The organism is Methylobacterium sp. D54C (assembly GCF_053345595.1).
In genome coordinates this window covers 239,302-261,666 of record NZ_JBKFAK010000001.1, presented here as the reverse complement: position 1 = coordinate 261,666, position 22,365 = coordinate 239,302, and the positions used below count along the sequence as shown (strand labels likewise).

Genomic DNA, 22,365 nt, shown 5'->3' with positions numbered 1-22,365 from the left:
ATGTCCGGTTCAGAACCCGCGGTCGCCCTGGAGAACCTGCGCGTCGCCTTCGGCAAGGTGCAGGTCGTCGACGGCGTCGACCTGAGCCTGGAGCGCGGGCAGGCGCTGGCGCTCATCGGCGAATCCGGCTCCGGCAAGAGCGTGACCCTGCGGGCGATCCTGCGGCTGTTCCCGGAGGGGCGCAGCCGGATCGAGGGCGGCATCCGGGCCGCCGGCAAGGACGTGCAGGCGCTGACCCGGCGCCAGCTCGCCGATTTCCGCGGCGGCGACGTCTCGATGATCTTCCAGGAGCCGCTGCTCGCCTTCGACCCGGTCTACACGGTCGGCCGGCAGATCACCGAGGCGATCCTGCGCCACGAGACGATCTCCAAGGACGAGGCCCGCAAGCGCGCGCTCGCCCTGTTCGAGCGGGTGCGGATCCCGAGCCCGGAGCGGCGGCTCGACAACTACCCGCACGAGATGTCGGGCGGCATGCGCCAGCGCGCCATGATCGCGCTGGCGCTGGCCTGCCGGCCGCAGGTCCTGCTCGCCGACGAGCCGACCACGGCGCTCGACGCCACGGTGCAGATCCAGGTGCTGCTGCTGCTCCGCGAGCTGCAGCGCGACCTCGGCCTGTCGATCGTGATCGTCACCCACGATCTCGGCGCGGCGGTCGAGGTCGCCGACCGGATCGCCGTGATGTACGCGGGCAAGATCGTGGAGACCGGCACGGCGCATCAGGTGGTGCTGAACCCGCACCATCCCTACACGATCGGCCTGCTGCGCAGCCGGGCCGAGGGGGCGCTCGCCAAGGGCTCCCGGCTCCAGACCATCCCGGGCAGCCCGCCCGACCTCGCCAACCGCCCGCCGGGCTGCCCGTTCGCGCCGCGCTGCTTCCTGGCGGAAGAACGCTGCCGCCGGGAGATGCCGCCGGTCGCCGAGATCGCCCCCGGCCACCGCGTCGCCTGCTGGCGGACCGAGGAGGCCTCGGCGGCCTACCGGGCCGGCCCGACCCCGGTGCGCGCCGCCGAGCCGGTCCCGGCCTGACCTCGACGCACCCGCGCCGAGGCTTTATCCGGCTCGGCGCGGTCCCGCGGCGGCGGACCGCGTCCGAACCGGCCGCACGGGCGTCACGATGAGCCAAGTCCAATCCGGGCCAGTCCTATCCGGGCCAGTCCCGTCCGAGATCCTGCTCGTCCCCCGGGGCGAGGCCGGGCACTTCCTGCCGGCGGCCCTCGGCTGGCTGGGCAAGCGGGTCACCGTCACCGCCCAACCCGGCCCGGCGAACCACGTCCTCTGCCTGCCGGTCCTCGATTTCGTGCGCCTCGGCTTCCCGGAGGCGAACGGGCGCCTCGACCTCCTCGAACCGGGGGACGCCGAGAACCTCCGCGCCGGGCGCGCCGCGCTGCTCCTCGACCTCTCGAACGAGGGGCCGGGCCTGCACGCCCCGACCTTCGAGGCGCTGCACCGGAACCTCGAAGACCGCGGGATCCCGCGCGAGCGGGTGATCCTGGTCACGCAGAACCGGCTGCTGCGGCTCGACTACGAGCGCCTCTACGGCGAGGGCCTGCGGTTCTGGACCTTCGAGTTCTTCCCGCTCCAGGTCGCCCTCTGGCTGGACGACGCCGAGGGTCCGCGGCTCTTCCCCCAGCACCCCCTCGACCGCACCGGCTACGCGCCCTTCGCCCGCGCCGCCGGCCCGGCCCGGTTCCTCTGCCAGAACGCGGCGCTGCGCTGGCACCGGGTGCTGCTCTACCGCTGGTTCCAGCTCAGCGGGCTGGATCGGGACGGGCTGATCTCCTTCCACGGCATCGGCGAGGACAACCCGAAGGCGGGCGGCATCGACGTCTTCCACGCCCCGCCGGAGATCGAGGCGGCCTTCGGGCCGCTGCTCGCCGATGTCGGCAGCTGGATCCCGCGCCGGGCGCGGCGGATCGATGCCGATCAGGGCACCGACATGGTCATGACCCTCGACACCCAGGCCTACGCGGCGTGCGACCTGACCGTCATCTCGGAGACCGACTTCTTCGAGCCGGGCGTCGAGCGGATCACCGAGAAGGCGATCAAGGCGGCGGCGACGGGCCTGCCCTTCGTGACGGTGGGCGCGCCGCGCGCCGTCGCGCGGCTGTCCGAGCTGGGCTTCGAGACCTTCGGCGGCCTGATCGACCACCACTACGACCTCGTGTCCGACCCGACCGAGCGCCTGCCGCTCGTGTTCCGGTCGATCGAGCGCGCCTGGGCCGCGTGCCGGGACGACCGGGCGCGCTGGCACCGCCTCGCCCGCGAGCAGGCTGAGGCCAACGTGGCCCACGCGCGGCGGGGATTGCTGCCGCAGTACGAGCGGGTGATGGTCGCGCCGCTGGTCGAGCGGCTGAACCGGTTCATGGAGACGGGCGCGATCCTCCACTGACCGCCGCCCGCAGGGCCTCCGCCATGCGCCGCACCGCCGGCTCGATCGCCCGCTCGGGCACGGCGGCGTAGCCGAGGAGCAGGCCCGGCTCCGCCGGACCGGCGTGGTAGGCCGAGAGCGCGACCGCCGAGATCCCCGCGCGGCCGAGCGCCGCCGCGGCGGCCACGTCGGTGAGGGCCGGGCGCCAGGCCGGCCCCGGCCGGGCGATGACGTGCATCCCGCCTTCCATGGCGGCGATCGCCGCGACGTCCCCGGCGTGGCGGCGCGCGGCCTCAATCAGCGCCTCCTGGCGCAGGGCGTAGAGGCGGCGCGTCCGGCGCAGATGGCCGGCGAGGTGGCCGTCCTCGATGAAGCGCGCCAGCGCCCACTGGCCGATCCCGGGCGGGGCGGGACCGGTCTCGGCCAGCGCCTGATTGACCGGCGCGACGAGGCCGCGGGGCAGGACGAGGTAGCTCAGGCCGAGGGCGGGCAGCAGCAGCTTCGAGAAGCTGCCGACGTAGATCACCCGGCCGCCGCGATCGAGGGCGCGCAGCGGCGCGAGCGGGCGTCCAGCGTAGCGGTAGGCGCCGTCGTAATCGTCCTCCACGATCCAGCCCGAGACCGCCTCGGCCCAGGCCAGCAGGTCGAGGCGGTTCTCCAGGCTCATGGCGTGCCCGAGAGGGTAATGGTGGGCCGGCGTCACCACCGCGAGCCGCGCGCCGGGCGCCCCCGCGGCGGCCAGGGCCACCGACAGGCCCCCGCGACCGACCGGGACGGGGATGGGGTTCAGGCCGGCGCCGGCGAGGGCCTGCGCGATGCCCGGGAAGCCGGGCTCCTCGACCAGGGCGGTCTCGCCGGGATCGAGGAGCAACTCGGCGAGCAGGCGCAGGCTCTGTCGGATACCCGCGGTGACGATGACGTCGTCGGCCTCGCAGGCGACGCCGCGCGCCTGCGCCAGGTAGGCGGCGATGGCGGCGCGCAGGGCCGGCGAGCCGCGCGGGTCCGGCCGCTCGGTCGGGCCGTGGCGCCACTCGGCCTGGAGCAGGCGACCCCAGACCTCGAAGGGGAAAGCGTCCTGCGCCGGCCGGCCCAGCGCGAAGGCGTCGGGCACGCCCGGACCCGCCATGTAGCGCCGGCTCGAAGCGGACACGAGGCGGGTGCCCCGACGGGACAGGGTCGGGGCCGGCTCGTCCCCCGGGCGTCGGAGGGGGCCGGGCGCGGGCAGCGCGTCGTCCGGCAGGGTCGCGGCGACGCGCGTCGCGGAGCCCGGCCGCGCCGTCAGGTAGCCCTCCGCGGTCAGCTGCTCCAGCGCCAGGACGACGGTCCCGCGCGCGCAGCCGAGGTCGGCGGCCAGGACCCGCGAGGCCGGGAGCCGGGCCCCGCGCGGCAGCCGGCGCTCGAGGATCGCCGCGCGCAGGCCCTCCCGGAGCTGCGCGTGTAGCGGCGCCGCGGCCGCGGTGTCGAGGGTGAGCGTCAGGGGCAGGGGAGCCCGGGCCATGCGGCAAACTGGTCCAGTCGCGGTGCGAGAATTGGACCTTTCGCCTGGACCGCCGAACGGTCAAGCCCGGATCCGCAAGATCGCCGCAGGACAGGCCCATGTACCAGCCGCCCCATTTCCGGGACGATTCACGCGCCGCGCAGCACGCGCTGATCCGCGCCAACCCCCTCGGCCTGCTGGTGACCGCCGGCGCGGGTGGCCTGACCGCCAACCCGATCCCGTTCCTCCTGGACGACGACGGTCCCCACGGGGTGCTGCGGGCGCATCTCGCCCGCGCCAACCCGCAGGGTCAGGATCTCACCGCGGCAGAGGAGTGCCTGATCGTGTTCCAGGGGCCGCAGGGCTACGTCACGCCGAGCTGGTACGCGAGCAAGCGCGAGCACGGCCGGGTGGTCCCGACCTGGAACTACGCCACCGTCCATGCCTGGGGCCGGCCGCGGATGATCGAGGATACGGACTGGCTCGGGCGCCAGATCGCCGACCTCACCGCCCTGCGCGAGGCGTCCCGGGCCGAGCCGTGGGCGGTCGCGGACGCGCCGGCGCCGTTCGTCGCCGCGCAGGTTCGGGGCATCATCGGCATCGAGATTCCGATCACGCGGATCGAGGGGAAGTGGAAGATGAGCCAGAACAGGCCGGAGGCCGACCGGCACGGGGTCATCGCGGGGCTGCGCGCCGAGGGCGAGGCGGGTCTCGCCGGGCTGGTCGCCGAGCGGAGCGGGCTGTGAGCGCGCGCCTCAACGGCTTCGGCCAGCGCGTCGGCCCGGCGCTACCGGACTGGAGCCCGCGCCCGCGCCCGCCGCGCACGCCCCTGGAGGGCCGCTTCTGCCGGCTCGTGCCGCTCGACGCCGCGGCGCACGCGGACGCACTCTACGCCACCTACAGGGCCGCCCCCGACACGCGCGGTTGGACCTATCTCGGCGACGAGATGCCGGAGAGCGCGGAGGCCTACCGGGCGCGCCTCGCGAGGCAGCAGACGAGCGAGGACCCGCTGTTTCACGCGATCCTGGATCCCGAGAGCGGCGACGCCCTCGGTATCGCCTCGTATCTCCGGATCGATCCCGCCAACGGCGTGATCGAGGTCGGCCACCTCCACTTCGGCCCCCGGCTGCAGCGGGCGCCCGCCGCCACGGAGGCCATGGCGCTGATGATGGCCCGGGCCTTCGACGAGCTCGGCTACCGGCGCTACGAGTGGAAATGCGACAGCCTCAACGCCCCGTCCCGGGCGGCGGCGCTGCGGCTCGGCTTCACCTTCGAGGGCATCTTCCGCAACGCCATGGTGGTGAAGGGCCGCTCCCGCGACACGGCGTGGTTCTCCATCACCGATACCGAGTGGCCGCGGGTGCGCGCCGGCTTCGCGGCGTGGCTGGACCCGTCGAACTTCGACGGGGCGGGTCGCCAGCGGCGCGGGCTCGCTGACCTGCGCGACGCCGCGGGCTGAGCCGGCTCAGGGGCCGCCGGCCAGGAACGCCTCGGCGCTGCGCAGGCTAAGCGCCATGATGGTCAGGGCCGGGTTCGCCGCGAGCGAGCTCGGGAAGGTCGAGCCGTCGCAGATCCACAGGTTGTCGATGTCGAAGCTGCGGCCGTGCGGGTCGACGACGGCGCTCGTCCCGTCGCGGCCCATCCGGCAGGTCCCGAGCGTGTGGGCGACGCGCTCCAGCACCCAGACGTCGTCGGCCCCCGCCTCCTCCCAGAGATCGCGCATGACCTTGGTGGCGTGCGCGTTGAGGCGGTTCTCGTTGGTGCTGTAGCCGAAGCTGATATGGGCCTTGCGCATCCCGTGCGCGTCGGTCTCGTCGGCGAGGGTCAGCACGTTTGCGTCGCAGGGCAGCGTCTCGCCGTTGATGCCGATGCCGGCGAAGTGGTTGTAGCGGTCGAGGTAGTCGAGCAGCGGCTGACCCCACAGGCCGCGCCCCCGCGCCGCCGAGTTGCCGAAGGTCAACGGCACCACGCCGAGGCTCTGGATCAGGTAGCCGCCGGCGAAATCGGCACCGGCGCGGATGAAGTCCTCGGTGATCAGCGAGGACGGATAGCCCCGGTTCATGCGCACCTCGTGGTCGAAGGTGCCCCAGACCTGGGTCGCCACGTGCCCCATGTAGTTGCGCCCGATCTGGCCGCTGGAATTGGCCAGGCCCAGATGGAGCAGCAGGCGCGGCGTCTCGACCGCCCCGGCGCAGAGGAAGACGGCGCCGCAGCGCTGCCGCCGCTCCGCGCCGTCCTGCCGGTAGACCACGCCGGTGATCCGGCCGTCGGCCCCCCGCTCCAGGCCATGGACGAAGGCCTCGGCCCGGATCTCGGCGCCGTGGGCGACCGCGTAGGGCAGGTAGGTCACGTCCATGCTGGCCTTGGCGCCCGTGCGGCAGCCCTGGTGGCAGAAGCCGCAATTGATGCAGGCGTTGCGGCGGGGCCCGTCCTCGGACTGGAAGTCCCGCGAGACCACGGCGGCGGGCGCGTCCGCCCACCGGATGCCGCGGGCCTCGCAGGCCCGCGCCATGATCTGCGCCGGCCCGTTGCGCGGGACCGGGGGCAGGGGATAGCGGCGGCCGGCGTCCCACGGGTAGCTCTGCGCGCCCGAGACGCCGAGGAACCGCTCGACCCGCTCGTAGAACGGGCGCAGGTCCTCGTAGGTCAGCGGCCAGTCGACCCCTTCGCCGCTCTCCGTGTGTAATCGGAGGTCGCGGGCGTCGGCCCTCGGCACGAAGGCGCCCCAGTGCAGTGTCGAGCCGCCGACGCCGGTGCCGCTGTTGTTCGCCCCGAAGGCCTCCGGGGTCGAGCCGCCGCTCAGCCGCTCCTCGGTCCAGTAGATCTCGTCGGCCAGCGTCTCGTCGAAGGCGAAGCGCTCCGGGGTGAAGTTCGGTCCGGCCTCCAAGGCCACGACCTTCAGCCCCGCCGCGGCGAGGCGCGCGAGGAGCGGCGCGCCGCCGGCACCGGTCCCCACCACGACCGCGTCGACGGCCTCGTCCGCGCGGTAGGTCCGCATCCCCGCGAGGTTCATCGTCCCGCCTCCGTCCGCACCGCCCGAGGCTCCCAGGGTTCCGGCGCGTCGAGTCCGACGGTTTGGAAGCCCGGCAGGTCGTCCGCGATCTCGCCCGGCCGGTCGCCGCCGGCACCGATGCCCGAGAAGCCGATCCGCGCCAGGGCCGCCGGGTGACCGAGCCAGAGTCGGACCGCGTCGGCGCGGAGATCCTCGAACCAGAACCGCATCCGGTCGGCGTCGAGGCGGCCGCCGAGGCTTTCCGGAACCTTCAGCGCGGCGCGCGCGCACAGGGTGAGCAGCCCGTCCTGCTCGGCCGCGTCGAGGGTCACGAACGGGCGGTTGCGGGCGATGCGGGCGGCGGCGTCGAGCGTCCGAAGGGCGGCGCGGTAGGCCTCCGCGTCCGGCGACAGGGCCGAGAAGCGCCAGCCGTCCCCGTCGCCGGAGGAAAGCCGCCGGTCGAGGCGGCCGGCCAGATCGAGGTGCGGCACCGGCACGACGCGGGCGAGGGCAGCCCGCAGGATCGCGAGTTCCACCGGGTCGAGGGCCGCCGGCCGATAGGCGGGATCGCCCGGCGCGGCGCGATCCGCGAGCGCCTCACGGAGGCGGCTGTTCACGCGCTCGGAGGCGATCAGCGCCGCGTAGTCCGGCGGCACCGCCGGGCCGGCCTCGACGGGCAGCCGAGGCCGGTCACCGAGATGGGCGCGCAGGTGGTCGGCCAGGGCCGCGGGCCGCTCCAGCGGCAGGAGATGGCCGACGCCGTCCACGGTGACGAGACGATGGTGCGCGAGGTGGGGCGCCGTGAGGGCCTGCTGCGCCTCCGGCCCGAGGTCGGCATCCTCGGACCCGGCGAGGATCAGCGCCGGGGTGCGCAGGACGCCGACCCGGCGGCACCAATCCTCGTTGGCGCCCTCCTCGAGCCAGGCTTTCCAGGCGGCCGGCTCGGCCCGCAGGACGTCGGCCACCGCCCACGCCTCGGTCTCGGGATCCAGGCCGTCGCCCACGTTGGCGCGCACGAAGGCCTCGGCCTCGCGGCGCCGGGTCTCGGGATCCGCGTCGATCCAAGCGAGCATGTCGGCGCGCCGGTCCTTCGGGATCGGCTCCGGGCTCGGCGGCGAACCGGAGACCAGGACGAGGTCGGTGAGCCCCGCCAGCCCCGCCTCGCCATCCTCGGCCCGGCGCGCGAGCGCCAGCGCCACCTTGGCCCCCATGCTGTGGCCGGCAATCGCGTAGCGCGCCGGAGCCCGCGCGCGGATGGCCTCGGCCACGTGATCGGCCATGGCGGCGACGGAGTAGCCCGGCGTGCCGGCGGCATCGCCGAAGCCCGGCAAGTCTACGGGCACGCAAGTCAACGGCGTCCCGTCGAGGGCGCGCGCGAGACGCTCCCAGCTTCGGGCACTTCCGCCCAGAAAGTGCAGGCAGAACAGGACTTCGGGCTCGGACATCGGCGAGACATCGCGCGGCGCCGGAATGCTTCAAGCGTACGCGACGCCGCATGGCCGAAGTCTTGTCTCGGACTCATTGGCCGAGTCGTGGCCGCGTGCGATCAGGAGCATCGGAGGAGGCGGCGATGGCGGATCTCGAACAGGCCTGGCGCGTGGAGGAGGCCTGCCTCAACGCCTGGCCGAGCCCGCGCGAGCTCCTGGTCCACGGCTACCTGCTGCGCGCCGCCGGCGGCCGCTCGAAGCGGCAGAATTCCGTGAACCCCCTGCGCGGGAGCGGCGCGCCCGGACCGGCCATCGCGGCGGCGCGCGCGATCTACGGCCGCCTGGGGCAGCGCCCGATCTTCCGCGTGCCGGCCATCGCCCCGCAGATGGAGCCGCTCCTCGCCGGCGGCGATTACGATGTGGTCGACGAGACCTGCACGCTGATCCGCGGTCTCGACGACCTGCCGATTGCGCCCGATCCGGCCGTGGCGGTCGCCGCGGCGCCCGGGCCGGACTGGCTGGCCCTGCGCGACGCGGTGAACCGGGCGGATGGAGCGGCCGCGCGGGTGTTCCGCGACACCGTCGCCGCCCTGACCCTGCCGCGGGCCTTCGCGGCGGCCGCGGCCGAGGGTGGCATCGGCGCCATCGCCTTCGGGGTGCTCGACCGCGAGTTGATGGTCATCGAGGCGGTGGCGACGCCCGAACCCCTGCGCGGCCGCGGCCATGCCCGGCGCGCGGTCGGCGCGCTGCTGCGCTGGGGCCGCGGGGAGGGCGCCCGGGCCGCCTGCCTGCAGGTCGTGGCCGCGAACACGCCGGCGCGGGCGCTCTACAGCGCCCTCGGATTCGAGCGCGAACTGTACCGCTATCACTACCGGGTCGGACCGGAGCCCGGCTGAGACGCGGGGGGTCGCGGGCCGGCCCTTACATCCGGCCGCGGCGACCGTTTCAGGCGTCGAACAGCGAGCCCTGCCGCGTCGGGGCGGGGCTCGCGCCGGTCCGCTTGCCGGCCGTCGCCGGCGCGGCCGCGCCGCCGCGCCGAGCGGGCTTCGCGGCCGGGGATGGAGCGGCCGACAGGGACGGATCGGCCGTCCCGTCGGGCACGGCCGTCACGGTCCCGTCGGCGAATTGCAGGCTGAGGCGCTGGGCGGCCGCCGCCTCCGCGGCGCGGCGGACGGGCAGCCCCGCGGCGTCGCGCACCAGCACGTAGCCCCGGTCGAGCACCGCGCGGTAGCTGAGCGAGCCGAGCAGGCCCGCCAGACCGTCGAGCCGGTCGCGACGACGCTCGATGCCGCGCGCGCCCGCCTGGGTGAGGCGCTCCGACAGGGCGAGGAGCCGGTCGGTGCGGCGCGCCTGCAGCGCCCGGGCCCGTTCCAGGCTGGCCTCGCGCGCGACGACGAGGCGGCGCCCGAGCTGGACCAGGGCCTCGCCCTTGCGCTGGACGTCGTTGCGCAGGGCGTGGAGCGGCCGGTGGTCGATCCGCGCCAGCCGGGCGCGGGCGTTGGCGAGGGCCACGTCGGGCGAGCGGCGGGCCATCCGGTCGAGGAGCAGCTGGAGCCGCGCGCGGTGGCGGCTCGCGCCCGCCGCCAGCGCCGGGGCAAGGCGCGCCTCGGCGAGGTCGAGCCGCTGGCGCTTGGCCGCCAGCAGGGCGTCGGCGCTCGGAAGGGCGCGTCCGAGGGCGCGCAGGTCCGACCGGTCGAGGTCGATCCGGCGCCCGACCGCCCCCCGGCCGCGGGCCGACAGGTCCGCCACCGTGGCGATCAGGTCGGCGCGGACCGGCACCGCCATCTCGGCGGCGCCCGTCGGGGTCGGCGCGCGGCGATCCGAGACGTAGTCGATCAGCGTGGTGTCGGTCTCGTGCCCCACCGCCGAGATCAGCGGGATCGCGCTCGCGAAGGCGGCGCGGACGACGCATTCCTCGTTGAAGGCCCAGAGATCCTCGATCGAGCCGCCGCCGCGGGCCACGATGAGCACGTCCGGGCGCGGGATCGGCCCCCCGGCCGGGAGGGCATTGAAGCCGCGGATCGCGGCCGCGACCTCCTCGGCCGCGCCGTCGCCCTGGACCCGCACCGGCCAGACGAGGACCGGACGGGGAAAGCGGTCCTCCAGCCGGTGGAGGATGTCGCGGATCACCGCGCCGGTCGGCGAGGTGACGACGCCGACGACCCGCGGCAGGTAGGGGATCGGCCGCTTGTGGTCCGGCGCGAAGAGGCCCTCGGCCGCGAGCTGCTTCTTGCGCTCCTCCAGGAGCGCCATCCAGGCGCCGAGCCCCGCGGGCTCCAGGCTCTCGATGACGATCTGGTACGAGGACTTGCCCGCGAAGGTCGTGATGCGGCCGGTGGCGACGACCTCCAACCCCTCCTGCGGCCGCTGGCGCAGGCGTCCGAACACGCCCTTCCAGACCACCGCATCGATCCGCGCCTGCCCGTCCTTCAGGGAGAAATAGGCGTGGCCCGAGCCGTGCTGGCCGCGATACCCCGAGATCTCCCCGCGCAGCCGGACGTGCCCGAAGGCGTCCTCGAGGGTGCGCTTCAGGGCGCCCGCGAGCTCGCCGACCGACCATTCCGGCTGGTTGGCGTTGAGCACGCTGGTCGGCGGGATGTCCGCCGCTTGCTGGGCTGCGGGGCGCGGGGGCGGCACGAGGGGCATGAGCCGACGCTAGGGGCCTCCGGCGGGACAGTCAAAGGCCCGCTGTGGAGACGGGATCGCTCGGCCGGCGCCGCGCCTGCGGCGCCTCTCCCTCGGCGAATGCCGCTCCCTTCACTCGATGGCGAGCTCGCGCGGCCGGTCGGAGATCGCCACCGGCGGGACCAGCAGCGACAGGAGCAGGGTCAGCCCCGCCACGGCGAACACCGTCCAGAACGTGCCGTGCAGGGCGTGCTCCAGGCCGGCCCGGATCGCCTCGCCGCCGGCCCCGAGGCTTGCTGGATCGTCGAGCAGGCGCCGCAGCTGATCGGAGTTCACCGCCGGGCCGCTCGACGGGTTCGCGAGCCGGTAATTCAGCACCGCCCCGAGGACGGTCGCGCCGAGGGTCGAGCCGAGGTTGCGCGAGAAGATGTTGGAGGCCGTCGCCGCCCCGCGCTGCGCCCAGGCGACGCTGTCCTGGATGATCACGATGGCGGCCGTGGACAGGAAGCCCATGCCGAGCCCCATCACGACCGAGCCGCAGGCCGCCACCGCCGGGGAGGTGTCGGGCCCGAGAGCCACGAAGGCGACCGCGCCGAGGGGCAGGAGCGTCGCGCCGACCAGCAGGATCGGGCGCAGGCCGAACCGCACGAAGCTGCGCGCCGCCGTCGTGGCGCCGATCGGCCAGCCGAGCACCATCAGGGTCAGGGTCAGTCCGGCGATCAGGGGCGACTGCCGCATGACGCCCTGCACGTACATCGGCAGGAACGCCGTGAGCCCGATCACCGTCATGCCGGAGAGCAGCGTCGCGGTGTTGGCGGTCGCGATGGGGCGCTGCAACCACAGGCGGATGTCGAGCATCGGGTCCGGCGCGCGCCGCTCCTGGACGACGAACAGGGTCGCGGCCACCACGAAGGCCACCGCCGGCCACAGGGCCGCTTCGGCCGACTCGCCCGCCTCGGTCAGCGCGATCATCAGCGCCGCGATGGCGGCGGTGAACAGGGCCGCACCGATTGCGTCGATCTGGCGCGGGCGGCGCTCGACGCCCTCGTGGAGGAAGCACAGGAACAGGCCGGCCGCGATCACGCCGATCGGCAGGTTGATCCAGAAGATCCAGGGCCAGCTCAGGTGGCCGATGATCAGGCCGCCGACCAGCGGGCCGGCCACCGACGAGATCCCCCAGACACTCGCGAGGTAGCCCTGGACCTTGCCGCGTTCCCGCACCGCGTAAAGGTCGCCGATGACGGTCAGGCTCACCGGCTGGATCGCCCCTGCGCCGACGCCCTGGATGAGGCGGAACAGGATCAGCGAGGGCATCGACCACGCGAGCCCGCACAGGAGGGAGCCCGCCAGGAACACCGCGATGCCGAACAGCAGGACTGGCCGGCGTCCGTAGAGGTCCGAGAGCTTGCCGAACACCACCGTGGTGGCCGTCTGCGTCAGCAGGAAGGACGCGAACACCCAGGCATAGAGGTGAAGGTCGCCGAGATGACCGGCGATCTGCGGCATCGCCGTCGAGACGATCGTCGCCTCGATGGCGATCATGAACATCGACGCCATCACCGCGGCGAGGACCAGCGGGCGGCGCGTCTCGAGGGACTTGGGCATCGGGCCGATCTAGGCCCGCCGCGCCTGCACACCTAGCGTTGGCTCGGGCAACCGGCCTCTCCGCGGCGAGATCCGTGCGCGGGCGCACATCCGCTCGGCGTCGGCCCCGCGATGGGCGCATGGATGACGCGCCCCGATGCAGCACGTGCATACATAATGCGGAACGCCCCGGCGCGACCGACTCAGGCCTCCGCGTCGGCGTCGAGGTCCCTTCCGCGGGTCTCGGGCAGCAGGAACGCGGCGATCGTCCCGACGAGGCTGAATGCGGCGAGGTAGTAGGCCGGCGCGAGCCGGTCGCCGGTCGCGGCAATCAGCCAGTTCACCACGTAGTTCGTGCTGCCGCCGAACACCGAGACGGAGACCGCGTAGACGATCGACAACCCGGCGCTGCGCACCGCCCGCGGCAGGGCCTCGGGAATGCCGACGATCACGGCCGCCGCGTTGATGGACGACAGCGCCGAGAGCAGGAAGGTGACCGCGTAGACGCTGGCAGCGCTCGGCGCCCGCACCACCCAGGCGAAGGCCGGGACCGCCAGGATCAGGATCAGCGCCCGCGGCCAGATCATCACCGGTCGCCGCCCGTACCGGTCGGCCAGCCAGCCGCCGAGCAGCGGGAAGATCACCGAGGCGAGCCCGAGGGCGATCGGCACCGCCGTCGCGGCAGTCTCGCTCAGGCCGAGGGTCGCGCCCGCGAAGACCGGCATGTTGGTACCGACCGCGTTCGACACGGTCGAGGCCGCGATGACCAGGAAGGTCAGGCCCAGCAGGCGGCCGTGCTCGCGCAGGAGCCGGCCGACCACCGCCATCGTCGAGGCCGCCGCGTGCGGATCCTCCTCGGCGCCGGCGGTCTCGGGCAGGTGGCTGCGGATGATGAGGCCGACCGGCACGACGGACAGGCCGAGGGCGAACATCAGCCGCCAGCCCCACTGCGCCATCGCTTGGTCGCCGACCGCGAGCGCCAGGGCGGTCGCGATGATCCCGGCGAACAGGGCCGCGCAGCCCTGGCTGGCGATCTGCCAGCTCGTCACGAAGCCGCGCCGCTTCGGGGGCGCGGCCTCCAGCAGGAAGGCCGTCGAGGGACCGACCTCGCCGCCGAGGGCGAGGCCCTGCACGAGGCGTCCGGCGATGACGATGACCTGCGCCCAGCCGCCGATCGTCGCGTAGGAAGGGCAGGCGGCCAGCATGAGCATGCCGACGGCCATCAGCGCGATGGTGATCAACATCGCGGGCTTGCGGCCGGCCCGGTCCGCGAAGGCGCCGATCAGCACACCGCCGATGGGCCGCATGACGTAGCCGATGCCGAACAGGGCGAGCGATGCCAGCAGGCTGTTGGTCGGGTCGTTCGCCGGGAAGAAGGCCTCGCCGATCGGCTTGGCGAAGAAGGCGTAGACGGTGAAGTCGTAGAATTCGAGGGCGTTGCCCAGGACGACGGCCCCGACCGACTTGCGGTCGAGAGTCGAATGATGCGCGCCGGGATGCGGTGCGGTCCGGGCGTCCATCAGCGGGCCGACCCGTCGACCGGGTGCTTGGCGAGACCGCCGGTCACGGGCGTCTCGCCCTCCGCCAGGGCCGCGTCGTAACCGGCCAGCCAGAGCGCGCGCGCCTCCGTCCCCTCCGCGTAGGGGCAGGCTTCCCGGGCGAGCCCTTTGGCGGGCGCGGCCCGGCCGAGGGCGCGGGCATCGAGGTCGTTCGGTGGCGTATCCATACGGGCGCAGCTCCGTTCCGGTGGGCTGCGGCGCGATGTAGGGCGCGGAGCGCGCGCGTCGCCGATCTCAGTGACGCGTCGGGTCCGCGTCGGCGGGCAGCGCCACGGCCTCGCTGAACGGGAATTCCAGCACGACCTCGCCGTCGTCGTCCGTGACCACGAGGCACGCCGTCATCAGCCGGGCCTGATCCTGCGGCTGGCGCAGGGCGGCGCGGATCGTCTCCCGCGCCGCATCCCAGGCCGCGTCCGGATCCCGAAGCTCGATCCCGGTCGGGTCGGAGATGACGTCCTCGCCGATCTGCGTGTGGAAGAAGTAGCGCGGCATGGTCTTCACCGATTGCAGGGGTGCCGCCCCGGGCGGAGCGACCCACGACAGGTGGTGACGGCCGCGCGTCGGACCAGACCGCGGCGCGCCCCGCTGCCTCGGCCCTCAGCCGTTCGCGGCGCGCGCGGCCGGCGCGGTCGGGACCGGGCGCAGCGCCCGCACCTGGCCGGTGGAACCGCCCGCGCGGTGCTGCTTCTCCATCGCCATGAGCGGCCGCAGCTCGGGCTCGGCGAAATCGAGGAGCTTGGCGTTGCGCCAGCGCGGCTTGCCGGAGCCGCGGCCGAACCAGCGGGGGCGCTCCTCCTCGACCAGGAGCACCAGCCGCCCTGTCCAGGTCTTCCGGAACCAGAAACGCCCTGTCAGAGACATCGTCCCATCCTCGCCGTCGAGCCGCCCCCGGTCTGGCCGCCTCAATAGCGAACTTGGCTGTTCGCGTACTGATTGAGGACGCGGGCGAACAGGCGCACCACCGATATCCACAGCGTCACGCCGGGGCTGCGGGGGACTCGGGGCACGATCAGTGCGCGATATGCCGGACCGACAGCGCCAGCACGACGAGCCAGACGAGCCCCGAGAGACCGAACACGAAGCCGCGGAGGATCGCCGCTTCCAGCGCCGCGTGTGCGGAGCGCGGCTCCGAAGCCCGCTCCCTCCGCGAAGGCTCGGGACGCGCCCGGACCGGGCGCTGCTCCGGCACGGTGAGCAGGCGGGTCAGGCTGTCGGGGAGCGGTCTCGGATCGGGCTGCACGGCAGCCGCGAGCCTAGCGCGTCACGCGCCCGCGCGACAGGCCGCTCGGAGCGTCGGCAGGCTCATGTCGGCAGGCTCGTGTCGGCAGGCTCATGTCGGACACCGATTTGTCGCGCCCATACCCCATGCTACAGCTCGACCCCGGGCGGCCAGTCAGCCCGTCGGTCCGCGCGCATGTCCCTGCCACCTGTTCTGATCACCGGCGTGGCCGGCTTCATCGGGAACCAGCTCGCCCTGCGCCTCCTCGAGGACGGCCGGCAGGTCGTCGGGCTGGACAGCGTCAACGCCTATTACGACGTGCGCCTCAAGGAAGCCCGGCTGCAACGCCTCGCGGATTTCCCGGGCTACAGCTTCGCGCGCCTCGACCTCGCCGACCGCGACGGCCTCGACGCGCTGTTCCGCCGCCACGCGTTCCGCACGGTAATCCACCTCGCGGCCCAGGCCGGCGTGCGCTACTCGCTCACCGATCCGCACGCCTACGCGGCGAGCAACCTCGTCGGCTTCCTGAACATCCTCGAGGCCTGCCGCCACGGCGGCGTGGGACACCTCCTCTACGCGTCCTCCAGCTCCGTCTACGGCGGCGTCACCGCAATGCCGTTCTCGGTGCACCAGAACGTCGACCATCCGCTCAGCCTCTACGCCGCGACCAAGAAGGCGAACGAGCTGATGGCGCACAGCTACAGCCATCTCTACGGCCTGCCGACGACGGGCCTGCGCTTCTTCACCGTCTACGGCCCCTGGGGCCGGCCCGACATGGCGCTGTACCTGTTCACCCGCGCGATCCTGGCGGGCGAACCGATCCGCGTGTTCAACGAAGGGCGGATGCTCCGGGACTTCACCTACATCGACGACATCGTCGCGGGGATCCGGGCCCTGGCCGACCGGCCGGCCGCGCCCGACCCCGCGTGGAGCGGCGCGGCGCCGGATCCCGGGACCAGCTCCGCCCCCTACAGGATCTACAACATCGGCAACAACGAGCCGGTGGCGCTCCTGGAGATGATCGCCCTCCTCGAGGACGCCCTGGGCCGCAAGGCGGAGAAGATCCTCCTGCCGATGCAGCCCGGCGACGTCCCGGCGACCTACGCCGACATCGACGACCTCGTGCGGGACGCCGGCTTCCGGCCCGCCACGCCGCTGAAGACGGGGATCGTGCGCTTCGTCGACTGGTATCGGACCTATCACGGGATCTGAGGGAACGGCGCCGCGCGCCGTCGCACGGAGCCAATCCGTTCACGCGGTGTTGAGTGGGGCGGCGGCCCGCAGCAGCCGCCAACCGGCCCCGGATGACGGCTATCCCAGACTGGGCCGTTGCGCGCGCCGGGCACATTCAATTAGAGCTGTTCCAGGCAGGCAAGCTCTGCCCGCATCGCTGCCCAAGCGGCGGCCAACAGGAGGAAATCCATGCGTTCACTCGTTTTCGGCGCCGTCCTTGCCGTCGTGATGCCGTTCGCCGCGCAGGCCCAGGACGCCGGCGACGCCGCGGCCGGCGAGAAGGCGTTCGCCCCCTGCAAGGCGTGCCACAACTTCCAGAAGAACGGCGTGGGTCCCGACCTGAAGGGCGTCGTCGGCCGCAAGGCGGGCACCTACGAGGGCTACAACTACTCCGCCGCCTTGAAGAACTCCGGCATCACCTGGGACGAGGCCAACCTGCACGAGTGGCTGAAGAACCCGAAGACGAAGGTGCCCGGCACCAAGATGATCTTCCAGGGCTACCCCGACGACAAGAAGATCAACGACGTCATCGCCTACCTCAAGACGCAGTCCTGAGAGGCGAAGATCGGTACGAACCGGGAGCGGCCGCCCGGCCGCTCCCGGGGCTCCGGCCGCGCCCTAGTCGGGCGTGAGGCCGGCCTGCAGGCTCAGCCTGAGCGTGACGAGATCCTGAAGAAGGTCTTTGCGGCCCTGGATATCGAGACCGGTCATGCCTCCCGCCTCGTCGGGCAGGCAGGCGAGTTCCTCGCGCAGCGCCTCGCCGGCGGCGGTGAGGAAGATGCTGACCTGGCGCTCGTCGACCCTGTCGCGGGCGCGGCGCACGCGCCCGGAGGCTTCCAGGCGCTTCAGGAGCGGCGTCAGCGTCCCCGAATCCAGGAACAGGCGGTTCCCGATCTCCTTGACCGACAATCCGTCCTGCTCCCACAAGACCAGCAGGACGAGGTATTGCGGATAGGTCAGTTCGTGGCGCCCCAGGAGGTTGCGGTAGGCGCGGCCGAAGGCGTGCGCGGCGGCGTAGACCGCGAAGCACAGCTGATTGTCGAGGCGCTGCCGCTCCCGCTGCGAAAGCTGGTCGGCACGCGTGTGCCCCGCTCGATCCGGCTCGATGCCGATCTGCGAGGCCGTGGGGCCTGACATAGGAAAACTCTCTCTGGTAAAGGCTGGCTCGCGTACCGGTATGGCGAGGGGCTACTTCTAGGCAGTTCGCTAAACGTATACAATTGGGGCGACCGACCGAGAGTTGCCACGCCATCCGCCCGGCAGCGCTCAGCCATCCATCAACGGATGCAGATCGCGGACCATCGCCTTCAGGCGCTCGTCGAGGACGTGCGTGTAGATCTGCGTCGTCGAGATGTCGGCGTGGCCGAGCAGCTCCTGGACGATGCGCAGGTCGGCGCCGTTCTGCAGGAGGTGACTCGCGAAGGCGTGGCGGAGCACGTGGGGGCTCACCCGATCCGGGTGGAGCCCCGCCGCCGAGGCCAGCACCTTGAGATCGCGGGCGAAGGCCTGCCGGGTGAGATAGCCGCTGTCGCTGTCGGCGGGAAACAGCCACGGGTTGTCCTCCGGCACGGCCGGAAGATGCGCCGCCATCGCGGTGCGGGCCGCATCGGTCAGGGGTACGAGGCGCTCGCGGCCGCCCTTGCCCTTGACGATGAGGTAGCGCTCGCGCGTCGCGCCCGCCGCGCGGGGCAGGGCGACCAGTTCCGAGACGCGCAGGCCCGTGGCGTAGAGCAGCTCGAGCAGGCACACCATCCGGCGCGCCCGCCGGGCCGGGCCAGGGGCCTGATCGGCGGCGGCGGCCGCCTGCGCCGTGGCGAGCAGCCGGTCGACCTCCGCGATGGACAGGACCTTGGGGAGCGCGCGCCCCCGGCGCGGGCCGGACACCGCGACACTCGGATCGCTCTCGGCGCCGCCCTCGGCGTAGAGGAACTTGTGGAAACCGCGCACGCAGGACAGGCGCCGCGCCGCCGAGGACGCCTTCAGGCCTCGGGTCTCGAGGTCGATCAGGAAGGCCCGCAGTGTGCCGGCCTCCACGTCGCCGAGCGCCGTGCCCGAGCGCGCGAGATAGTCGAGGTAATCGTCCAGGTCCCGGCGGTAGGCGCTCAGGGTGTTCAGTCCGGCACCGCGCTCGGCGGCCAGCATGTCGAGGTACTCGGCGACCTCGGGGCGGGGCGCCCGGGCGGCGTCGCCGCTGCCCTCCGGCCCGCTCAACGGTTGCCCGGCTGCAGCTTCGAGGCAGGGATGGTCACGCTCATCTCTCGCGGCGTCGGCTGGACGAAATGCGCGAGCGCGAACATGGCCGCGTAGACCAGACCCGCCAGGATCGCGAGGGTGGCAAAGAAACGGAACAGGGTCGGCACGTCGGTCGAACCTCGGGCAGACGGGCGCTGGCGGCGGGGAGGGGGCGGGCGAAGGCCTTCTCCGAGCCACCGCCGATGCCCGGGTTCGACCACGTGAACGAGGCGCTGACAAGGCCCACGACGACACAGGGATGCGTTTCGCAGGCCGCTTGAATCGCGCTAAGAGCCTGCCGCAGGATGTGAGGCTGCCCGGGCGACAGGCGCGCGGGGGCCGGTGGAGAGGCGGGGACGCCGCACGGATGCGATGCAGGAGTCGATGCAGGAGGCCATGAGCGGGGAGGAGGCGGGGGAACCGATCGAGGCGCGTCTGCGCCGCGCGCTCGGCCTGCGCTCGATCGTGCTCGTCGGCCTCATGGGAGCGGGCAAGAGCACCGTCGGCCGGCGTCTGGCGAGCCGCCTCGGCCTGATCTTCAAGGATGCCGACATCGAGATCGAGGCCGCGGCCGGCCTGACGATCCCCGACATCTTCGCGATCTACGGCGAGCCGAGCTTCCGCGACGGCGAGGAGCGGGTGATCTCGCGCCTGCTGCGGGCCGGTCCGCTGGTCCTGGCGACGGGCGGCGGCGCCTACCTGCGCGAGGCGACCCGCGCGCGCATCGCGGAATCGGCGGTCTCCGTCTGGCTGAAGGCCGATCTGGACGTGCTGATGCGGCGGGTCCGCAAGCGCGGCAACCGCCCGCTGCTGCAGACCGAGGATCCCGAGGCGACGATGCGAGACCTGATGGCCGTGCGCCACCCGGTCTACGCCGCAGCCGACGTGATGGTCATCTCGCGGGAGGTCTCGCATGACCGGGTCGTCCAGGACGTGCTGGAGGCGCTGGATGCCCATCTCAGCGGCGAAGGATCCATCCCCGTGGCCGCCCAGTGAGACCCGAGCGAACCGATCCATGACCGAGCCCCGTCCGGACCTCCTGACCGTCCACGTGCCCCTCGACGCCGGCCGCGCCTACGACATCCAGATCGGGCGCGGGCTGATCGACACGGCCGGCACCGCGGTCGCCGCGCTCGGGGCCCGCCGGGCGGCGATCGTGACGGACGCGACGGTCGGCGCGCTCTACGCCGCGCGGCTGCGGACCAGCCTGGAGCGCGCCGGCCTCCAGGCGGGCGTGGTGACGGTGGCGCCGGGCGAGGCCTCCAAATCCTACGCGGGCTACGCGGAGGTCTGCGACGGGCTGCTCGCCCTCAAGGTCGAGCGCGGCGACCTCGTCGTGGCGCTGGGCGGCGGCGTGGTCGGCGACCTCGCGGGCTTCGCGGCCGCCACCCTGCGGCGCGGCGTGCGCTTCGTGCAGGTGCCGACGAGCCTGCTCGCGCAGGTCGATTCCTCGGTCGGCGGCAAGACCGGCATCAACGCGCCGCTGGGCAAAAACCTGATCGGCGCCTTCCACCAGCCGCGCCTCGTCCTGGCCGACACGGCCGCCCTCGATACCCTGTCCGAGCGTGAGATGCGCGCCGGCTACGCCGAGGTCGCCAAGTACGGGCTGATCGCCGATCCGGGCTTCTTCGACTGGTGCGAGGCGAACTGGCGCGGGATCTTCGCCGGCGGCCCGGAGCGCGAGCAGGCGGTCGCCGCCTGCTGCCGGGCCAAGGCCGCGGTGGTCACCCGCGACGAGCGGGAGGACGGCGAGCGGGCGCTGCTCAATCTCGGTCACACCTTCGGCCACGCCCTGGAGCGCCTGACCGGCTACGATTCCGCCCGCCTGGTCCACGGCGAGGGCGTCGCGATCGGGATGGCGCTGGCCTTCCGCTTCTCGGCGCGCCTCGGGCTCTGCGCCGGCCAGGATGCGGGCCGGGTCGCCAACCATCTCGCACTCGCCGGCCTGCCGACCCGTCTGCAGGCCGTTCCGGGCGGGTGCGGCGACGCCGAGGCGCTCCTCGACGCGATGACCCAGGACAAGAAGGTCCGCGACGGCGCGCTGACCTTCATCCTCGCGCGGGGGATCGGCCAGAGCTTCATCGCCCCCGGCGTGGACCGGGCGGAGGTGGCGGCGTTCCTGCAGGATGAATTAGCGTCGGACCAAGCCGCCTGACGCCCGCGAGCGCCTGCTGTGGCCTTGCCTAACGCAGGCCGGGCCGCTATGAGCCTGCCACGTCCGGCGCCGGTCACCGCGCGCCGCTGACGGTCTGGTTGGGGCCAGAGCCGCAATAGCTCAGCTGGTAGAGCACCTCATTCGTAATGAGGGGGTCGGGGGTTCGAATCCCTCTTGCGGCACCACTACTTAGCCCCAGGCTTGCTTACCGAAGGACCGGTCCGGTAAGCACCATGACGAACAACCCGAACGTCGCGGAGCTGCGCAAGGCCGCCGAGGTCACCGACCGGGAGATCGACGCCGTACTCGCGGATCTCGCCACCGAATCATATCCTCTGGCGAAAGGCTGGACTCTCGACCTCATCGAGATGCTCCGCACGAACACCCGCGCAACCGAGCCTCTCACAACCGACATGCCAGTCTGGAAGCGCACCATGGTGCGGAGCGCGGTCCTGCTGACCCACGCGGTGAAGGGATGAGCGGCGACATTGACTCCGAGCGCGCGGCGACCTTCGAACGCCTGATGGAGCGGCTGAGCGGCTTCGTGCAAGGAATCGGGATGAGCAGCGCGGACGCGCGCGACATTATCGACCGCGTGATCGCGTCTGAACCGTCAGCCGGGGACGGCGACCTGATGACGAAGGCACGCACCTGGATGCTGATCGCGCTGGGGTAGCGCCATGTCGAAGGCCCCATCGCCTCGAGGCGCTCGGCCGCGCCAGGACCTCCGGCCGCGCGTGCTGGCGGCGCTGACTCCCGAGCCGTCCACCACCACCGAGATCGCCGAGCGCGCCGGGATATCCGGCAGCGAGCGCGTCATGCACGCCGCCGGCGCGCTGACGTGCCTGGAGGCTGATGGCCTCGCGGTCAGCGATCTGCGCCGGAACGTCACCCGGTGGCGCTCCGCGGCAGCAGCTCCCGCTTCCGCACGATCCGAGCGCGATCCCGCAGGGTGATCTCGTTCGTCGGCCACTCCAGGCAGGCGGCCTCGAATGCAGCAATCGCCACGGTCAGCGGATAGATCGTGGCGAGGTGCAGCTCGAGCTTACCGCCGATCCGGTCCCAGACCTCGATCGTGTAGGGGTCGCCCGGCGGCACCGGCGGGATCTTCTTGGCGGCCGGCGGCAGCGTGATCGCGGCGAGGCAGAGGTGCTCGTATTTCCGCGCGAGCGGCGCCCCGGGCGCGCGCTGGTAGCGGCACGAGGCCGTCAGATGCCGCAGCAGGTCGAGCGTCGAGATGTCGGCCCCGTAGCGGTCGATCAGGCTCGCAACGGTGTAGCGGCCCGAGCGCTTGCAGGTGGCGCAGTCGACGTACACCCGACCAGGCCCCGCATCCCCCAGGCGCCCCATTCTAGTGGCCCTCCGCTCGCGAACGAAAGCGGAACAAACCCGAGGCGAGGACGAGCTTCAACTGGCGGCTGCCGAGGCGCGCGAGATCGTGGTGGAGCGGTGTGGACGACCTTCGGAAAGCCGAGGTTCGTCAGGCGCTTCGCT

Annotated in this window: 25 protein-coding genes and 1 tRNA gene; 12 read left to right on the top strand and 14 right to left on the bottom strand. The window is 73.1% G+C overall.

All coding sequences use genetic code 11. The features are described from left to right. Together ACLBYB_RS01430 and ACLBYB_RS01425 are read left to right on the top strand one after the other, a co-directional pair. Positions 1-1,026: an ABC transporter ATP-binding protein gene (locus ACLBYB_RS01430; RefSeq protein ID WP_354454233.1), complete on the top strand. Its 1,026-nt coding sequence runs from the start codon at positions 1-3 to the stop codon at positions 1,024-1,026. A gap of 88 nt (positions 1,027-1,114) precedes the next feature. After that, positions 1,115-2,389, top strand: coding sequence for a hypothetical protein (locus ACLBYB_RS01425; protein WP_447697642.1), 1,275 nt, complete (start codon positions 1,115-1,117; stop codon positions 2,387-2,389). On the opposite strand, the gene pdxR is transcribed toward ACLBYB_RS01425, so the two are convergent. Continuing rightward, on the bottom strand, positions 2,361-3,866 hold the full coding sequence (gene pdxR, locus ACLBYB_RS01420) for a MocR-like pyridoxine biosynthesis transcription factor PdxR (RefSeq protein WP_447697641.1): 1,506 nt from the start codon (positions 3,864-3,866) through the stop codon (positions 2,361-2,363). The two genes, ACLBYB_RS01425 and pdxR, sit on opposite strands and share 29 nt — an antisense overlap. Positions 3,867-3,964: 98 nt before the next feature. On the opposite strand from pdxR, the gene ACLBYB_RS01415 reads away from it, so the two are divergent. Continuing rightward, positions 3,965-4,591, top strand: a complete 627-nt coding sequence (locus ACLBYB_RS01415) for an FMN-binding negative transcriptional regulator (protein ID WP_447697640.1) — start codon at positions 3,965-3,967, stop codon at positions 4,589-4,591. Next, positions 4,588-5,304, top strand: coding sequence for a GNAT family N-acetyltransferase (locus tag ACLBYB_RS01410; RefSeq protein WP_447697639.1), 717 nt, complete (start codon positions 4,588-4,590; stop codon positions 5,302-5,304). Before ACLBYB_RS01415 ends, ACLBYB_RS01410 begins: the two co-directional genes overlap by 4 nt. A 6-nt stretch (positions 5,305-5,310) precedes the next feature. On the opposite strand, the gene ACLBYB_RS01405 is transcribed toward ACLBYB_RS01410, so the two are convergent. Together ACLBYB_RS01405 and ACLBYB_RS01400 are read right to left on the bottom strand one after the other, a co-directional pair. After that, positions 5,311-6,858, bottom strand: a complete 1,548-nt coding sequence (locus tag ACLBYB_RS01405) for a GMC family oxidoreductase (RefSeq protein ID WP_447697638.1) — start codon at positions 6,856-6,858, stop codon at positions 5,311-5,313. After that, positions 6,855-8,282 carry an alpha/beta fold hydrolase gene (locus ACLBYB_RS01400; protein WP_447697637.1) on the bottom strand — a complete coding sequence of 476 codons (1,428 nt, stop codon included), beginning with the start codon at positions 8,280-8,282 and terminating at the stop codon, positions 6,855-6,857. The genes ACLBYB_RS01405 and ACLBYB_RS01400 overlap by 4 nt, the downstream gene beginning before the upstream one ends. Positions 8,283-8,407: 125 nt before the next feature. Between ACLBYB_RS01400 and ACLBYB_RS01395 the strand changes: the two genes are divergently transcribed. Further along, positions 8,408-9,160: a GNAT family N-acetyltransferase gene (locus tag ACLBYB_RS01395; protein WP_447697636.1), complete on the top strand. Its 753-nt coding sequence runs from the start codon at positions 8,408-8,410 to the stop codon at positions 9,158-9,160. A gap of 49 nt (positions 9,161-9,209) precedes the next feature. On the opposite strand, the gene xseA is transcribed toward ACLBYB_RS01395, so the two are convergent. From xseA to ACLBYB_RS01360, 7 genes are all read right to left on the bottom strand, one after another. Beyond that, on the bottom strand, positions 9,210-10,910 hold the full coding sequence (xseA, locus tag ACLBYB_RS01390; RefSeq protein ID WP_447697635.1) for an exodeoxyribonuclease VII large subunit: 1,701 nt from the start codon (positions 10,908-10,910) through the stop codon (positions 9,210-9,212). A gap of 111 nt (positions 10,911-11,021) precedes the next feature. Then, a complete protein-coding gene (locus ACLBYB_RS01385) occupies positions 11,022-12,494 on the bottom strand; it encodes an MDR family MFS transporter (protein WP_447697634.1) in 1,473 nt (490 codons plus the stop codon). A 182-nt stretch (positions 12,495-12,676) separates the two neighbouring features. Beyond that, on the bottom strand, positions 12,677-13,993 hold the full coding sequence (locus ACLBYB_RS01380; protein WP_447697633.1) for an MFS transporter: 1,317 nt from the start codon (positions 13,991-13,993) through the stop codon (positions 12,677-12,679). Next, a complete protein-coding gene (locus ACLBYB_RS01375; protein ID WP_020093436.1) occupies positions 13,993-14,199 on the bottom strand; it encodes a ribosome modulation factor in 207 nt (68 codons plus the stop codon). The genes ACLBYB_RS01380 and ACLBYB_RS01375 overlap by 1 nt, the downstream gene beginning before the upstream one ends. 67 nt (positions 14,200-14,266) lie before the next feature. Beyond that, the gene (locus tag ACLBYB_RS01370; RefSeq protein ID WP_447697632.1) at positions 14,267-14,524 is read right to left on the bottom strand and encodes a DUF6894 family protein; all 258 of its coding nucleotides are present in this window, start codon (positions 14,522-14,524) and stop codon (positions 14,267-14,269) included. Between the two features lie 105 nt (positions 14,525-14,629). Next, positions 14,630-14,893: a hypothetical protein gene (locus tag ACLBYB_RS01365; protein WP_447697631.1), complete on the bottom strand. Its 264-nt coding sequence runs from the start codon at positions 14,891-14,893 to the stop codon at positions 14,630-14,632. A gap of 148 nt (positions 14,894-15,041) precedes the next feature. Continuing rightward, positions 15,042-15,272: a hypothetical protein gene (locus tag ACLBYB_RS01360; protein ID WP_020093433.1), complete on the bottom strand. Its 231-nt coding sequence runs from the start codon at positions 15,270-15,272 to the stop codon at positions 15,042-15,044. Between the two features lie 174 nt (positions 15,273-15,446). On the opposite strand from ACLBYB_RS01360, the gene ACLBYB_RS01355 reads away from it, so the two are divergent. Both ACLBYB_RS01355 and ACLBYB_RS01350 read left to right on the top strand, forming a co-directional pair. Continuing rightward, a complete protein-coding gene (locus ACLBYB_RS01355; protein WP_447697630.1) occupies positions 15,447-16,463 on the top strand; it encodes an NAD-dependent epimerase in 1,017 nt (338 codons plus the stop codon). A gap of 210 nt (positions 16,464-16,673) precedes the next feature. After that, positions 16,674-17,039, top strand: coding sequence for a c-type cytochrome (locus ACLBYB_RS01350; RefSeq protein WP_447697629.1), 366 nt, complete (start codon positions 16,674-16,676; stop codon positions 17,037-17,039). Between the two features lie 63 nt (positions 17,040-17,102). On the opposite strand, the gene ACLBYB_RS01345 is transcribed toward ACLBYB_RS01350, so the two are convergent. The 3 genes from ACLBYB_RS01345 to ACLBYB_RS01335 form a co-directional block, all read right to left on the bottom strand. Then, positions 17,103-17,621, bottom strand: coding sequence for a MarR family winged helix-turn-helix transcriptional regulator (locus ACLBYB_RS01345; RefSeq protein WP_020093430.1), 519 nt, complete (start codon positions 17,619-17,621; stop codon positions 17,103-17,105). A gap of 129 nt (positions 17,622-17,750) precedes the next feature. Next, entirely contained in the window at positions 17,751-18,695 is a 945-nt protein-coding gene (locus ACLBYB_RS01340; protein WP_447697628.1) for a site-specific tyrosine recombinase XerD, read from the bottom strand. Continuing rightward, positions 18,692-18,844, bottom strand: a complete 153-nt coding sequence (locus ACLBYB_RS01335) for a hypothetical protein (RefSeq protein ID WP_012317685.1) — start codon at positions 18,842-18,844, stop codon at positions 18,692-18,694. Before ACLBYB_RS01335 ends, ACLBYB_RS01340 begins: the two co-directional genes overlap by 4 nt. Before the next feature lie 244 nt (positions 18,845-19,088). On the opposite strand from ACLBYB_RS01335, the gene ACLBYB_RS01330 reads away from it, so the two are divergent. From ACLBYB_RS01330 to ACLBYB_RS01310, 5 genes are all read left to right on the top strand, one after another. Continuing rightward, entirely contained in the window at positions 19,089-19,712 is a 624-nt protein-coding gene (locus ACLBYB_RS01330) for a shikimate kinase (RefSeq protein ID WP_020093428.1), read from the top strand. 19 nt (positions 19,713-19,731) lie between these two features. Continuing rightward, positions 19,732-20,871 carry a 3-dehydroquinate synthase gene (gene aroB, locus ACLBYB_RS01325; protein WP_020093427.1) on the top strand — a complete coding sequence of 380 codons (1,140 nt, stop codon included), beginning with the start codon at positions 19,732-19,734 and terminating at the stop codon, positions 20,869-20,871. Between the two features lie 109 nt (positions 20,872-20,980). Continuing rightward, positions 20,981-21,056, top strand: a tRNA-Thr gene (locus ACLBYB_RS01320). A gap of 48 nt (positions 21,057-21,104) precedes the next feature. After that, positions 21,105-21,350: a hypothetical protein gene (locus tag ACLBYB_RS01315; RefSeq protein WP_447697627.1), complete on the top strand. Its 246-nt coding sequence runs from the start codon at positions 21,105-21,107 to the stop codon at positions 21,348-21,350. Next, positions 21,347-21,547 (top strand): hypothetical protein, encoded by a 201-nt coding sequence (locus ACLBYB_RS01310; RefSeq protein WP_447697626.1) that lies wholly within the window; start codon positions 21,347-21,349, stop codon positions 21,545-21,547. Before ACLBYB_RS01315 ends, ACLBYB_RS01310 begins: the two co-directional genes overlap by 4 nt. Positions 21,548-21,759: 212 nt before the next feature. Here the strand turns inward: ACLBYB_RS01310 and ACLBYB_RS01305 are convergent, their stop codons facing one another. Next, complete coding sequence (locus ACLBYB_RS01305; protein ID WP_447697625.1) at positions 21,760-22,188, bottom strand: hypothetical protein; 429 nt, start codon at positions 22,186-22,188, stop codon at positions 21,760-21,762. Positions 22,189-22,365 lie beyond the last annotated feature (177 nt).

Coding starts and splice junctions, on each gene's coding strand:
- ACLBYB_RS01355 (WP_447697630.1), top strand. CDS start 15,447: ATGTCCCTGCCACCTGTTCTGATCACCGGCGTGGCCGGCTTCATCGGG.
- ACLBYB_RS01400 (WP_447697637.1), bottom strand. CDS start 8,282: ATGTCCGAGCCCGAAGTCCTGTTCTGCCTGCACTTTCTGGGCGGAAGT.
- ACLBYB_RS01380 (WP_447697633.1), bottom strand. CDS start 13,993: ATGGACGCCCGGACCGCACCGCATCCCGGCGCGCATCATTCGACTCTC.
- ACLBYB_RS01365 (WP_447697631.1), bottom strand. CDS start 14,893: ATGTCTCTGACAGGGCGTTTCTGGTTCCGGAAGACCTGGACAGGGCGG.
- ACLBYB_RS01415 (WP_447697640.1), top strand. CDS start 3,965: ATGTACCAGCCGCCCCATTTCCGGGACGATTCACGCGCCGCGCAGCAC.
- pdxR (WP_447697641.1), bottom strand. CDS start 3,866: ATGGCCCGGGCTCCCCTGCCCCTGACGCTCACCCTCGACACCGCGGCC.
- ACLBYB_RS01330 (WP_020093428.1), top strand. CDS start 19,089: ATGCAGGAGTCGATGCAGGAGGCCATGAGCGGGGAGGAGGCGGGGGAA.
- aroB (WP_020093427.1), top strand. CDS start 19,732: ATGACCGAGCCCCGTCCGGACCTCCTGACCGTCCACGTGCCCCTCGAC.
- ACLBYB_RS01310 (WP_447697626.1), top strand. CDS start 21,347: ATGAGCGGCGACATTGACTCCGAGCGCGCGGCGACCTTCGAACGCCTG.
- ACLBYB_RS01385 (WP_447697634.1), bottom strand. CDS start 12,494: ATGCCCAAGTCCCTCGAGACGCGCCGCCCGCTGGTCCTCGCCGCGGTG.
- ACLBYB_RS01425 (WP_447697642.1), top strand. CDS start 1,115: ATGAGCCAAGTCCAATCCGGGCCAGTCCTATCCGGGCCAGTCCCGTCC.
- ACLBYB_RS01350 (WP_447697629.1), top strand. CDS start 16,674: ATGCGTTCACTCGTTTTCGGCGCCGTCCTTGCCGTCGTGATGCCGTTC.
- xseA (WP_447697635.1), bottom strand. CDS start 10,910: ATGCCCCTCGTGCCGCCCCCGCGCCCCGCAGCCCAGCAAGCGGCGGAC.
- ACLBYB_RS01405 (WP_447697638.1), bottom strand. CDS start 6,858: ATGAACCTCGCGGGGATGCGGACCTACCGCGCGGACGAGGCCGTCGAC.
- ACLBYB_RS01375 (WP_020093436.1), bottom strand. CDS start 14,199: ATGGATACGCCACCGAACGACCTCGATGCCCGCGCCCTCGGCCGGGCC.
- ACLBYB_RS01395 (WP_447697636.1), top strand. CDS start 8,408: ATGGCGGATCTCGAACAGGCCTGGCGCGTGGAGGAGGCCTGCCTCAAC.
- ACLBYB_RS01370 (WP_447697632.1), bottom strand. CDS start 14,524: ATGCCGCGCTACTTCTTCCACACGCAGATCGGCGAGGACGTCATCTCC.
- ACLBYB_RS01430 (WP_354454233.1), top strand. CDS start 1: ATGTCCGGTTCAGAACCCGCGGTCGCCCTGGAGAACCTGCGCGTCGCC.
- ACLBYB_RS01345 (WP_020093430.1), bottom strand. CDS start 17,621: ATGTCAGGCCCCACGGCCTCGCAGATCGGCATCGAGCCGGATCGAGCG.
- ACLBYB_RS01315 (WP_447697627.1), top strand. CDS start 21,105: ATGACGAACAACCCGAACGTCGCGGAGCTGCGCAAGGCCGCCGAGGTC.